Consider the following 11,932-nt stretch of genomic DNA (forward strand, 5'->3'; position numbering starts at 1 on the left):
CCAGTCCTCAGTGGGTGTCCGTGGGCCGCTCCAGCAGCGGAGCCGCGTCGGAGAGTACCCCGGCGATCCTGGCCAGCGTCTCCTCGTCCCGCTCGACGGCCTCGAGCACCGGCCCGGCCGCCGTGTTCCAGCGTCGCGCGACGGCCGCCGGGTCCTCCCCGGTCAGCAGCCCGGCCGCCTGCGCCGCGGCGCCGAGCGCGACCAGTTCCCTGGCCTCGGGAACCTGCACGGGACGCCCCGAGAGCCTCCGCACGGTCTGCTGCCAGGCGGCCCCCCGGGCACCGCCGCCGATCAGCAGCAGGGGCTCCGAGGGGTCCGCGTCCTCGTCGAGCACCAGGTCGAGCGCGCCGAGCAGCGAGTGCACGGCACCGTCATAGGCGGCCTGGAGGAGCTGACCCCCGGTGGTGTCGTGACGCAGGCCGTGCAGCAGGCCCGAGGCGTTCGGCAGGTTCGGGGTGCGTTCGCCGTCCAGGTAGGGCAGCAGGGTCACGGCCGTGCCGGGCTCCACCGCCTCGCGGTCCAGGCCCAGCAGCGCCGCGACCCGGTCGACGGCGAGCGTGCAGTTCAGGGTGCAGGCCAGGGGCAGCCAGTCGCCGCGGGCGTCGGCGAATCCCGCCACGGTGCCGCTCGGATCGGCGGGTCGGTGCCGGGACACGGCGTACACGGTGCCCGAGGTGCCGAGGCTCATCACCGGAACACCGGGCCGCACCCCGAGGCCCAGCGCGGCGGCGGCGTTGTCACCCGTGCCGGGCGCGACCAGGGTGCCTCGGGAGAACGGCAGGTCATGGCCGCCGCGCACCGTGCCTGCCACCTCGCCGGGCCGGACCACCCGGGGCAACAGGGCCGGGTCGAGCCCGACGTGCGCCAGGATCTCCTCGTCGTAACCTTCCGTCCCGGACGCCCACCAGCCCGTCCCGGAGACATCGCCGCGGTCGGTCGTGCCTTCTCCGGTGAGCCGCTCGGTGAGGTAGTCGTGGGGGAGACGCACGGTCTTCGTGGCGCGCACCGCCTCCGGCTCGTGCTCGGCCAGCCAGGCCCACTTGGTGACCGTGAACGAGGCGGCGGGCACGCTTCCGGTGCGGTCGGCCCAGAATTTCGCGCCGCCCAGCTCCTCCGTCAGCCGGGCGGCCTGCGGCGCCGAGCGCACGTCGTTCCACAGCAGGGCGGGCCGCACCGGCTCCCCCCGGCCGTCCAGGGTGACGAGGCCGTGCTGCTGCCCGCCGACCGACACCGCGGCGGCCTCGTGCGCGGCGTCACCGCACTGGCGCAGGGCCTCGCACAGCGCGTCCCACCACTGGCGCGGGTCGGTCTCCCGCCCGGCCCCCGAGGAGACCGTGTGCGGCGCCTGGCCGCTCGCGACCACCCGGCCGGTGGACGCGTCGACGACCAGCGCCTTGGTGGACTGGGTGGACGAATCCACACCGACGACGAGCGGACCCTCGGCTGCTGACATCGGGCTTCTCCCTACTGCGCGCGGCACGTGTCTCCGTCCGGAGCCACCTTGTCTCTTCCCAGAGAGGTGCCTGCATACTAATTTGTAAATCGGCATGACGAAATAGCCTCAGCGAGCAAGGAGCCGCGGCATGAGCTACCAGCCCACCCCCGAGGACAGGTTCACCTTCGGCTTGTGGACCGTCGGCTGGCAGGGACGGGATCCCTTCGGCGACGCCACACGGCGTGCCCTGGACCCCGTCGAGACGGTGCAGCGCCTGGCCGAGCTGGGCGCCCACGGCGTGACCTTCCACGACGACGACCTGATCCCGTTCGGCTCGGGCGACACCGAGCGCGAGGCGCACATCAAGCGCTTCCGCCAGGCGCTGGACGCCACGGGCATGAAGGTCCCGATGGCCACCACCAACCTCTTCACACACCCGGTCTTCAAGGACGGCGCGTTCACCGCCAACGACCGCGACGTGCGCCGCTACGCCCTGCGCAAGACCATCCGCAACATCGACCTCGCCGCCGAGCTCGGCGCCCAGGTGTACGTGGCCTGGGGCGGCCGAGAGGGTGCCGAGTCGGGCGCCGCCAAGGACGTCCGCGCGGCCCTGGACCGCATGAAGGAGGCCTTCGACCTCCTCGGCGAGTACGTCACCTCCCAGGGCTACGACCTGAAGTTCGCCATCGAGCCCAAGCCGAACGAGCCGCGCGGCGACATCCTGCTGCCGACCGTGGGTCACGCCCTGGCGTTCATCGAGCGCCTGGAGCGGCCGGAGCTGTACGGCGTCAACCCCGAGGTCGGGCACGAGCAGATGGCCGGGCTGAACTTCCCGCACGGCATCGCGCAGGCGCTGTGGGCGGGCAAGCTGTTCCACATCGACCTCAACGGCCAGTCCGGCATCAAGTACGACCAGGACCTGCGCTTCGGCGCCGGTGATCTGCGCGCCGCGTTCTGGCTGGTGGACCTGCTGGAGTCGGCCGGGTACACCGGTCCGCGGCACTTCGACTTCAAGCCCCCGCGGACCGAGGACCTCGACGGCGTGTGGGCCTCGGCGGCCGGCTGCATGCGCAACTACCTCATCCTCAAGGAGCGCGCCGCCGCCTTCCGCGCCGACCCGGAGGTCCAGGAGGCCCTGCGCGCGGCCCGGCTCGACGAGCTGGCCCAGCCCACCGCCGCGGACGGCCTTCAGGCGCTGCTCGCCGACCGGTCGGCGTTCGAGGCGTTCGACGTGGAGGAGGCCGCCGCGCGCGGCATGGCCTTCGAGCACCTGGACCAGCTGGCGATGGACCATCTGCTGGGGGCACGTGGCTGAGTCCACGCGCGCGTGCGGCCCGTCGGCCGGTCACCCCGGCCGGCCGACGGGCCCGTCATGCTCCGGAATCATGCGGTCCACGCCATGAGTCCGTTTCAGCTTCCGTACGCCCCTCCCGGCGCGAAGGGAGCGCGGCGACTCTGGTCGGTATGGCCATGCCGCCCGTACCGCCGCACGCGCCCGGGCCTCCCCGGCGCCGCAACCCGCTGATCCTCCTCCTCACCGTCCTCGTGGCCGTCGTTGCCGTGTCCCTCGTGGTGCTGATGGCCTCGGACAGGGGCGACTCGTCGGACGAGGAGCCCTCGGGCGAGAGCACGAGCGCCACTCCCGACCCGTCCTTCGGCATCCCCACCCAGCTGCCCTCCAGGCTGCCGAGCGAGCTGCCGACCCGGCTGCCGTCGGGCTTCCCGACCAAGCTGCCGAGCGATCTGCCCAGCGACCTTCCGAGCGATCTCGTATCGCTCCTTCCGTCCCTGGACTCCGGCGAACCACTGCCCTGACGCCTGCGTCCCGAAGATCTTCAGAGGGTCCCTTCTCCGGGGGAGTGTTCCGCCGACGACGGAGCCGTCACCGAGGCCAGGGCCGTCGCCGGGTCCTGGGCGGCGCCTCCGGCGGGCTGCCAGCGGCCGCGTTCCTTGCGGTAGGGCCACCAGCGGCCGTCCCGGCCGAGGCGCAGCTGGACCGGCGCGCCGACGACCGTCCAGCGGTTGGCCCGCGCACGCAGCTCCGGCCGTTCGCCGGTGTCCCAGGCCGAGTCCAGGGCGGCACGCGCGCGTGCGAGCGTTTCGTCCTGCGGCTGCCACTCCTCGTCCAGGACGGACAGCCCCTCCCTGCCGCCGTGACGCCAGGCGCGTACGGCCGTGGCCAGCCCCTCCCGGCCGCGTCCCGACCCCGCGGCCAGCCGGTCGGTCATCTCCGGACCGGGAGCACCCGCGGCCAGCCGCACCGCGTCCTGCGCCGACGTCAACTCCACGTCGGAGCCGGCCTGGAGTGCTCCCCGGAGCAGGCCGTGTGCCTGTACGGCGGTCCGCGCGGCCAGGAACTCCAGCGCGGCCGGGTCGATACCGGAGGCGGGTGGCGTCTCGGTGTCGAGGGACGGCGGTACGCCCGGCTCGACGGGGAGTTCGGGCAGGGGCGGCAGCGGGGGCAGGATGTCACCGGCCGCGTAGGCCTCGGCGGCGTCCATACCCTCCGGAGTGGAGGCCTCCGCATTGGACGTACCGCCACGGGTCTGGAGATCGTCCAGCAACGAGCTCTCGGCGCGCCCCCGCATCAGCAGCAGTACGAAAGGGTCCTGGTCGAGCAGCCGGGCCACCTGGTAACAGAGCGCCGCCGTGTGTCCGCAGTGGTCCCACGCCCCGCAGTCGCACGTCGGCTCCAGGTCGCCCAGGCCCGGCAGCAGTTCCACGCCCGCGCCGGCCGCGTCCTCGACCAGGTGCGGCGGCATGTCCCGGTCCAGCAGCGCCGCCACATGACCGGCCCGCTCCACCGTCATGTCCAGGAAGCGGTCCCACTGATCGGGCGAAAGCGCCTCCAGCAGGACGTCGGCCCGGTGCGCCGTGCCGTCGCGTCCCTGGACGACGGCCGTGAGCCGCCCGGGGCGCACCGACATCGCGCCGACCGCACCCGCGCGGGCGAGCCGGCGGCCCGTCTTGAGCTGGGCCGAGTCCAGCGCGGTGCCCTCCAGGGCCGTCAGCCAGGCCTGGCCCCACCACGTCTGCGCGAAGCCTCTCCCGTGCGCGGGCGGCAGTGCCGCGAAGGTGCGTTCCACATCACCGTCATCGTGCCGAGTCATCGCAGGCCCCCTCGCAGCGCGACCAGATCCGCCAGCTCCGCGTCCGTCAGTTCCGTGAGGGCCGCCTCACCGGCGCCCAGGACCGCGTCCGCCAGCTTCCGCTTGCGCAGCAGCAGTTCGGCGATGCGGTCCTCGATCGTCCCCTCCGCGATGATCCGGTGCACCTGCACGGGCCGCAGCTGGCCGATGCGGTACGCGCGGTCCGTGGCCTGCGCCTCGACGGCCGGGTTCCACCAGCGGTCGTAGTGCACGACGTGCTCGGCCCGAGTGAGGTTCAGCCCGGTGCCCGCCGCCTTCAACGACAGCAGGAACACCGGCACCTCGCCGTCCTGGAAACGCCGCACCATGGCCTCGCGCCGGGCGACGGGCGTCCCTCCGTGCAGGAACTGCGAGGGCGTGCCACGCGATGCCAGGTGCCGTTCGAGGAGGCGGGCCATCTGCACGTACTGGGTGAACACCAGCACGCCCGCCTCCTCGGCGAGGATCGTGTCGAGCAACTCGTCCAGCAGCTCCAGCTTCCCGGACCGCCCGGAGATCACCGGCCGCTCCTCCTTGAGGTACTGCGCCGGGTGGTTGCAGATCTGCTTGAGCCCGGTCAGCAGCTTCACGATCAGTCCCCGTCGGGCCATGCTGCCGGCGCCGGAGATCTCCGCGAGCGCCTCGCGCACCACGGCTTCGTACAGCGCCGCCTGCTCCCCGGTGAGCGACACGGCGTGATCGGTCTCCGTCTTCGGCGGCAGCTCGGGCGCGATCCCGGGGTCCGACTTGCGGCGGCGCAACAGGAAGGGCCGTACGAGCCGGGCCAGCCGGTCGGCCGCGGCCGGGTCCTGACCGCCCTCGACGGCTTCCGCGTACCGTCGGCGGAAGGTGCCGAGCCGGCCCAGCAGCCCCGGAGTCGTCCAGTCGAGGATCGCCCAGAGCTCCGACAGGTTGTTCTCCACCGGCGTGCCGGTGAGGGCCACACGCGCGCGTGCGCCGATGGAGCGCAACTCCCGCGCGGTCGAGGAGTAGGGGTTCTTCACGTGCTGGGCCTCGTCCGCCACGAGCATGCCCCACGGCACACCGGCGAGCCGGGGCGCGTCCAGGCGCATCGTGCCGTACGTGGTGAGCACGAACTCCCCGTCGGCCAGGCCGTCCAGGCCGCGCCGCGCTCCGTGGAACCGTCGCACCGGTGTACCGGGCGCGAACCGTTCGATCTCCCGCTGCCAATTGCCCATCAGGGACGTGGGGCAGACGACCAGGGTCGGTCCGGCGGATCCGGCGTCCGACTGCCGGTGCAGGTGGAGGGCGATCAGCGTGATCGTCTTGCCCAGCCCCATGTCGTCGGCGAGACAGCAGCCCAGTCCGAGGGATGTCATACCGGCGAGCCAGTTCAGGCCCCGCCGCTGATAGTCCCGCAGGGTGGCGGCAAGTGCGGCAGGCTGCTCCACGGGCCGCTGCGCCTCGGGGTCCGCGAGCCGCTCCCGCAGAGATTTCAGCCATCCTGTCGGCCGTACCTCCACCCGACGGCCGTCCACCTCGGCCCAGCCGGTCAGGGCCGCGCCGAGGGCGTCCACCGGTGTCACCTTGCGGTCCTGCCCGGAGCGCGCCAGGCGCGCTTCCCGAGGGTCGATCAGGACCCACTGGTCGCGCAGCCGCACCAGCGGGCGCTTCGCCTCGGCGAGACGGTCCAGCTCCTCACGGTCCAGCCGCCTGTCACCGACGGCGAACGACCACGTGAAGGCGAGCAGCGCGTCGGCGGACAGGAACGACGGCAGGGCGGCGAATTCCCTGCCGGAGTCCGGCTCGCCGCCGGAAGGCCCCACCTCCGCATGCGTGCTGAGCTCACGGGACAGCCCCTTGGGCCAGTGCACCTCGACCCCGGCCGCCCCCAGCGCGTGGGCACCCGCGCCGAGAAGGTCGGTGACCTCCTCGTCGGCGAGCTCCGCGGCGTCCGGCACGGCAGCCGACAGCAGGGGCGTCAGCGGGGCCCAGGCCCGGGCTGCCCGGCGCAGCGCCAGCAGCGCGTCCATCCGTGCGCGAGGACCGAAGGCCTCGCCCGCCGCGCCGGCCCAGACGTCCGCGGCGTCCGCGACGAGCGCCGGATCGCTGACGCTGTGCACCTGGAGCACGGCCCGGAACCTCACATCCGCGTCCGCGTCGGCCGCGTCGGTCAGACCGTCCGCCTCGATCCGCAGCGACAGCCGCACGCCCGCGTCGTGGCCCGCGGCGACATCGGCGGCCCAGGCGCGCTGCTCGGGCAGCAGCACCGGTTCCGGCCCGGCGTAGGCGGGGCCGCCCGTCACCAGCGGCGCCGCGGGGGAGCGCGGCAGGGTGTCGGCGACGGCGTCGAGGAAGGCGCGCAGGAGCTGCTCCGGGTCGGGCAGCAGCAGCGGCCCGGCGCCTTCCAGGGGCGTGGCGTGCGCCTCGGGCGGCATCGCGGCGGCCAGGCGGCGCACGGCCTCGATGTCCTGGGCGCGCAGCGGGCCCGTGCGCCAGGCGTCGTGGTCGCCGGGGGACAGCCCCGGCAGCAGCAGCCCGCGCGCCACGAGGTGCAGGGCGTACAGGGCGGCCGCGCCCCAGAAGACGGTGGACCGGTGCCCCTGCCCGCCGGCACGCGCACGCGTGAGGACCGGCAGGGCCGAGCACACCGGCACCAGGACGGCGGGCACGCCGACTGCCTGGACCCCACCGTCATGGGGCAGTGCGACGGTCAGATCGGTGACGGATGCAGAGTCCACATCCGGAGGGGCGGAGCCGTCGGGCCGCCAGAAGGCGACACTGCCCGTGCGCGCGGGGTCGCCGGGCAGGAACACGGAGCGGCACATGGCCAGTTCGGAGACGTCGGAGGAGGGTGCCGGGAGAGTCGGGTGCTCGGCTATGGCAGATTCCTCAAATTTGACTAGTGGGCACGGAGTCGCCGAGAGTACAGCACTTCCGGTGCGCATGGGTATGGCTGGGCTGTGAGCTGGGTCACCATGGAAGTCTCGGGGGTGCGTCGGGGTCGCACCTCAGGGATGTCTCAGGGGCGCGGTCCGGAACCGCCGCGGACGCGGGTCCGTTTTCGAGACAGAGAGCGGCAGTGGCCGCGAAGGAGGCGACAGTCATGTCGAAGAACGCCAAGATCGCCGTGGGTGGTGTGGCGGTCGGGCTCATCCTGCTGATCTGGCTGCCCTGGTGGGCATCGCTCCTGATCATCCTGGGGGTCCCGGCCGCCGCGTATCTCACGCTGGATCCATCCCAGCGGCGCAGGCTGCGCCGCGCCACGCGCAAGGAGCTCGGCCGCTGAGGCATTGACCCGGCGCGGCCTCAGACGTACGGCGGCGGCCGGGCCGAACCGGCTCGACATGGCTGCACCGGCTCAAGGCGGCCCGATCGACTGAACCCGGCCGCGTCGGCCAGGCCCGGCTGCATTGGCCCAGCCCGGCCGTGTCGGCCAGGCCCGGCTGAATCGGCCCGGCCCGGCGCGACCGGCTCAGTTCGGCCGTACGGCGATCTTGTCCAGCGCATCGAGAAGGCCCGGCAGTTCCGGCCCCCGGCCCACCGGCAGGACCTCGCCGGGTTCCTCGTCGAGCAACACGAAGGCGATGTCGTCGGTCCTGGCGACGAGCGACCAGCCCGGACCGTCGGCCCGCAAGGTCCGGGCGTCACCCGGCGCGAAGGACGACCGGACCCGGCCCAGCGGCGGCGGCGAGTCGATGTACGTGCGGACCTCGGCGAGGACACGCCGGATGCCGCCGCGGCCCCCCTTCTGCCCTGTCTCCTCGCTCCCGTCCGGCTCGCGGTCCTGTTCGCCGTCCGGCCCGCCCCCGGCGACCGGTGCCCCGGAGGGCGCGGGAGTCGGGAACTGCGCGTCGTCGACCTGCTGCCGCCACACCGCCCACTGCAGTGCGATCTCGTCCGCGCCCAGGCGCCGCTGCGCCGGTCCCCAGACACTGGTGTCCGGCGGAGTAAGCGGCGGCCGGTCGTCCGCCTCCGGACCCGGATCGTGCGGCGCGGGCACCCCGGGGGCCGCGACGGCGACCGCGAGGGGCCAGCCGGGCAGGGCCGCGACGACCGTGCGCTCGTCGGGCGACAGGTCGTACTCCATGCCGCAGTCCCAGGACGCGATGGCGACGGCCACCAGGGAGACGTCGTCGATGGCCACCGTCCACCGGGCGCCCTCGCCGTCCTGGCCGAGCACCAGCCCGTACCCGTCGGCCAGCGGCGCGAGGCCGAGCGCCGCGCATGCCGCGGGGTAGTCGTCGCCCAGCACGCTCGGGAACTTCGCCGGCGTCAGCAGCACCGCCGTGAGCACATAGAGCGCATCGTCCGCGGCGGCGACGGCTTCCTCGTCCGTCCCGGCCATCCCAGCCTCCCCATCGGTTCGTCCACCGGCGCGCACCCTAGTGCGCCCGGAAGCCCCTTGTCACGGCCTCGGATGCGCACGCGGAGCTGCAGTTTTCCGGCGGACGGGGCGAATCGGCCGTCCGGCCCGCGCACATCACGCCGCCGGCAGCCCCAGCAACGCGCGGGCCACGGTCTCCGGCGACTCGCCGCGCTCACGGGCCAGCGCGATCACGGCCCGGCAGGCCAGCTCGTTCACGCCGAACGACAGCGCCTCCGGCGACACCCAGCCGGCCGCCTCGTCGGCCCGCTCCCGGTCGTCCTCCGCGCCGGCCGTCACATAGGTCGCCGCGGCCTCGAAGAGGTTGTGCGGACGCTTCTCCCCGTCGGCCTTCGGCTCCATGCGCAGGACATCGGCGACCCTTCCCCCGGCTTTGCGGAACCTGCCCCACATGCTGACCACCTTCCCCCTGTGCTCCTGCCGCGCCCGGTCCTTCATCTCCTGGTCACCAACGTAGAGTTGGAGAACCTGTGACAGAAGGGGGACGGCACGGTGAAGCGCTTTTCGCGGCTCGAACAGATCCGCCGGATGGACCCGTACGAACAGGCTACAGAGATCTACCGGCTCAGCGTGGCGTACGAATTCCCCTGGGACTTCACACGCGCCCTGGAGCTGGCCCTGTACCGCACCTTCGCCGTCCCCGCTATCGGCCGGCTGCTCGCGCGCACGGCGGAGCTCACGGACCGGTCGCAGAAGCGCTACGACGACACCTCGCTGCTCCTGGACACCGTCGTCGAGCACGGCTTCGGCAGCGACCTGGGCCGGACCGCGATCCGCCGCATCAACCAGATGCACCGCAGCTACGACATCGGCGACGACGACATGCGCTACGTGCTCTGCACGTTCGTCGTGATGCCGAAACGATGGATCGACGCCTACGGCTGGCGCAGGCTGTCACGCCACGAGACCGTCGCCGGCGTCGTCCACTACCGCACCCTGGGCCGGCACATGGGCATCAAGGACATCCCCGAGACCTACGAGGAGTTCGAGACCAGCCTCGACTCCTACGAGGCCGCCCACTTCGCCTGGGACGAGGACGCCCGGCGCGTCTCGGACGCCACACTCGACCTGATGGCCTCCTGGTACCCCGGCCCGCTCGCACCCCTGCTGCGCGCCACGACCCTCGCGCTGCTCGACGACTCCCTGCTGCGCGCCTTCCGGTACAGCCCGCCGAGTGCCACCACGCGCGCTTGGGTGCGCCGCGCCGTCCGGCTCCGGGGGCGCGCCGTCCGCCTGCTGCCGCCCCGGAGCGCCCCGCACTTCGCCCGCCAGAACCGGGAGATCAAGAGCTACCCGTACGGCTACCGGATCGCCGACCTGGGCACCCGCCCGGTGCCGGGCCTTGGGGGCTGCCCCGTGCGGCACGCGGCGCCGGACGCGGAGGCCGGGTGACGCGGCGGATCACCCCTCGCGCACGGCGAGCGCCAGGAAGCGGGAGTCCTCGTCGACGTACGACGTCAGGCGCCACCCGGAACCGGCCAGGAGCGGACGCAGGTTGGGTTCGGCACGCAGGTCCTCCGGGGTGAGCGGGCGACCGTGGCGAGCCGCGAGAGCCGCCCTGCCGATCGGGTGGAACAGCGCCAGCACCCCGCCCGGGCGCACCACGCGGGCCAGCTCCCGCAGGTTCTCGGCCGGGTTCCCGAGGTGCGAGATGAGGCCCGCCCCGAACACGGCGTCCAGTGACCGCGAGCGCAGGGGCAGCGCGGCGACGTCCGTGAGCAGCAACTGCCCGTCGTGGTCCCGGCCGGCCCGTACGGCCTCCCGCAGCATGGCCGGCGTCAGGTCCACCCCGAGGACCACCCCCGAGGCTCCCACGGCGGCTCGCAGCGGCGGCAGGGCGCGCCCTGTGCCGCACCCCGCGTCGAGCACCCGGTCGCCCGTCCGTAGCCCGAGCTCGGCGACCGCGGCCGCGTAGGCAGGACCGTCGTCCGGGAACCGGCTGTCCCAGTCGGCGGCGCGGGCTGTGAAGAACTCCTGAACACGCGTCTGCTCGTCGCTCATGTACCGCATGATTCCTCACCGGTACGGATGACGCCGCCCCCCACGGATGACGCTCCACGGGAGTGGATGGCGCTCCGCAGGCTCGGACGTGGCGCTCCGCAGGCGCGGATGACATCTCAGCGCACACGTTCGAGCGTGACCCGATCGTTCCGGTACCTCCTTGGGTCATATTCCAACACCTTTCGAACTGCGCCCCCTTCGCGCGCTCCTGCCGGGTCTAGCGTCCCGGGGCCATGGGACACCTGGACCACGCAGCCTTGGGGTGGCTGACCCCCGCACTGTCGTACGTGATGGCCTGCATAGGCGCCGCGCTCGGTCTGCGCTGCACCGTCCGAGCACTCGCCACCACCGGGCGCTCGCGCCGCAACTGGCTCGTCACCGCCGCCTCGGCCATCGGCACCGGCATCTGGACCATGCACTTCGTTGCCATGCTCGGTTTCGGCGTCACCGGCACCGACATCCGCTACGACGTGCCGCTCACCCTCCTGAGCCTGCTCGTCGCCATGGTCGTCGTCTGCGCCGGTGTCTTCGCCGTCGGTTACGGCGAGGACCGCGGCCGGGCCCTCCTCGTCGGCGGGCTCACCACCGGCCTCGGCGTCGCGAGCATGCACTACCTGGGCATGGCGGCCGTCCGGCTGCACGGCGACGTGACCTACGACCCGCTGCTCGTCGGACTCTCCGTCCTGATCGCCGTCGTCGCCGCGACGGCGGCCCTGTGGGCGGCCCTCCACATCAAGTCCCCCGTGGCGGTCACCATCGCTTCCCTGATCATGGGCGCGGCCGTCAGCAGCATGCACTACACCGGGATGTTCGCGGTGGCCGTGCGCGTGGCGCCCTCCGGGGAGGCCCTGACCGGGGCGACGGCGATGCAGTTCATCTTCCCCCTCGCCGTCGGCCTCGGTTCCTATCTCTTCCTGACCTCTGCCTTCGTCGCCCTGTCACCGACGGCGGGGGAGCGCGCGGCATCCGCCTCGGCCCAGCGGCAGGTTCAGAGCATCGCCCCATAGCCGGGCAGACGCT

General features: G+C 73.2%; 11 protein-coding genes. 5 read left to right on the forward strand and 6 right to left on the reverse strand.

What is annotated here, in order from left to right; all coding sequences use genetic code 11:
• Nucleotides 1–7: 7 nt before the first annotated feature.
• On the reverse strand, nt 8–1,453 hold the full coding sequence (gene xylB, locus BJ965_RS33640) for a xylulokinase (protein WP_184914116.1): 1,446 nt from the start codon (nt 1,451–1,453) through the stop codon (nt 8–10).
• Between the two features lie 130 nt (nt 1,454–1,583).
• Here xylB and xylA point away from each other — a divergent pair, with 130 nt between their 5' ends.
• A complete protein-coding gene (gene xylA / locus BJ965_RS33645) occupies nt 1,584–2,750 on the forward strand; it encodes a xylose isomerase (protein ID WP_184914118.1) in 1,167 nt (388 codons plus the stop codon).
• 149 nt (nt 2,751–2,899) lie between these two features.
• A complete protein-coding gene (locus tag BJ965_RS33650) occupies nt 2,900–3,250 on the forward strand; it encodes a hypothetical protein (protein WP_184914120.1) in 351 nt (116 codons plus the stop codon).
• Between the two features lie 20 nt (nt 3,251–3,270).
• On the opposite strand, the gene BJ965_RS33655 is transcribed toward BJ965_RS33650, so the two are convergent.
• Both BJ965_RS33655 and BJ965_RS33660 read right to left on the reverse strand, forming a co-directional pair.
• Entirely contained in the window at nt 3,271–4,545 is a 1,275-nt protein-coding gene (locus BJ965_RS33655; protein ID WP_184914122.1) for an SWIM zinc finger family protein, read from the reverse strand.
• Complete coding sequence (locus BJ965_RS33660) at nt 4,542–7,352, reverse strand: DEAD/DEAH box helicase (RefSeq protein WP_184914124.1); 2,811 nt, start codon at nt 7,350–7,352, stop codon at nt 4,542–4,544. Before BJ965_RS33660 ends, BJ965_RS33655 begins: the two co-directional genes overlap by 4 nt.
• Before the next feature lie 278 nt (nt 7,353–7,630).
• Between BJ965_RS33660 and BJ965_RS33665 the strand changes: the two genes are divergently transcribed.
• On the forward strand, nt 7,631–7,813 hold the full coding sequence (locus BJ965_RS33665; protein WP_102911672.1) for a hypothetical protein: 183 nt from the start codon (nt 7,631–7,633) through the stop codon (nt 7,811–7,813).
• 186 nt (nt 7,814–7,999) lie between these two features.
• Here BJ965_RS33665 and BJ965_RS33670 read toward each other — a convergent pair whose 3' ends face one another.
• The gene (locus tag BJ965_RS33670; RefSeq protein ID WP_184914126.1) at nt 8,000–8,872 is read right to left on the reverse strand and encodes a hypothetical protein; all 873 of its coding nucleotides are present in this window, start codon (nt 8,870–8,872) and stop codon (nt 8,000–8,002) included.
• Nucleotides 8,873–9,007: 135 nt separating this feature from the next.
• Entirely contained in the window at nt 9,008–9,304 is a 297-nt protein-coding gene (locus BJ965_RS33675; RefSeq protein WP_184914128.1) for a hypothetical protein, read from the reverse strand.
• A gap of 99 nt (nt 9,305–9,403) precedes the next feature.
• Here BJ965_RS33675 and BJ965_RS33680 point away from each other — a divergent pair, with 99 nt between their 5' ends.
• The gene (locus tag BJ965_RS33680; RefSeq protein WP_184914130.1) at nt 9,404–10,303 is read left to right on the forward strand and encodes an oxygenase MpaB family protein; all 900 of its coding nucleotides are present in this window, start codon (nt 9,404–9,406) and stop codon (nt 10,301–10,303) included.
• A 9-nt stretch (nt 10,304–10,312) separates the two neighbouring features.
• Here BJ965_RS33680 and BJ965_RS33685 read toward each other — a convergent pair whose 3' ends face one another.
• Complete coding sequence (locus BJ965_RS33685; RefSeq protein WP_184914132.1) at nt 10,313–10,912, reverse strand: class I SAM-dependent methyltransferase; 600 nt, start codon at nt 10,910–10,912, stop codon at nt 10,313–10,315.
• Between the two features lie 233 nt (nt 10,913–11,145).
• On the opposite strand from BJ965_RS33685, the gene BJ965_RS33690 reads away from it, so the two are divergent.
• Entirely contained in the window at nt 11,146–11,919 is a 774-nt protein-coding gene (locus tag BJ965_RS33690) for an MHYT domain-containing protein (RefSeq protein ID WP_184914134.1), read from the forward strand.
• The last annotated feature ends 13 nt before the right edge of the window (nt 11,920–11,932 follow it).

Origin of the sequence: Streptomyces luteogriseus (assembly GCF_014205055.1) — a bacterium.
GTDB lineage: Bacteria > Actinomycetota > Actinomycetes > Streptomycetales > Streptomycetaceae > Streptomyces > Streptomyces luteogriseus.

Excerpts from the sequence above, each read along its gene's own strand:
- BJ965_RS33685 (WP_184914132.1), bottom strand. The coding sequence starts at position 10,912 with ATGAGCGACGAGCAGACGCGTGTTCAGGAGTTCTTCACAGCCCGCGCC.
- xylB (WP_184914116.1), bottom strand. The coding sequence starts at position 1,453 with ATGTCAGCAGCCGAGGGTCCGCTCGTCGTCGGTGTGGATTCGTCCACC.
- BJ965_RS33670 (WP_184914126.1), bottom strand. The coding sequence starts at position 8,872 with ATGGCCGGGACGGACGAGGAAGCCGTCGCCGCCGCGGACGATGCGCTC.
- BJ965_RS33650 (WP_184914120.1), top strand. The coding sequence starts at position 2,900 with ATGGCCATGCCGCCCGTACCGCCGCACGCGCCCGGGCCTCCCCGGCGC.
- BJ965_RS33655 (WP_184914122.1), bottom strand. The coding sequence starts at position 4,545 with ATGACTCGGCACGATGACGGTGATGTGGAACGCACCTTCGCGGCACTG.
- BJ965_RS33690 (WP_184914134.1), top strand. The coding sequence starts at position 11,146 with ATGGGACACCTGGACCACGCAGCCTTGGGGTGGCTGACCCCCGCACTG.
- BJ965_RS33665 (WP_102911672.1), top strand. The coding sequence starts at position 7,631 with ATGTCGAAGAACGCCAAGATCGCCGTGGGTGGTGTGGCGGTCGGGCTC.
- BJ965_RS33660 (WP_184914124.1), bottom strand. The coding sequence starts at position 7,352 with ATGTGCCGCTCCGTGTTCCTGCCCGGCGACCCCGCGCGCACGGGCAGT.
- xylA (WP_184914118.1), top strand. The coding sequence starts at position 1,584 with ATGAGCTACCAGCCCACCCCCGAGGACAGGTTCACCTTCGGCTTGTGG.
- BJ965_RS33675 (WP_184914128.1), bottom strand. The coding sequence starts at position 9,304 with ATGTGGGGCAGGTTCCGCAAAGCCGGGGGAAGGGTCGCCGATGTCCTG.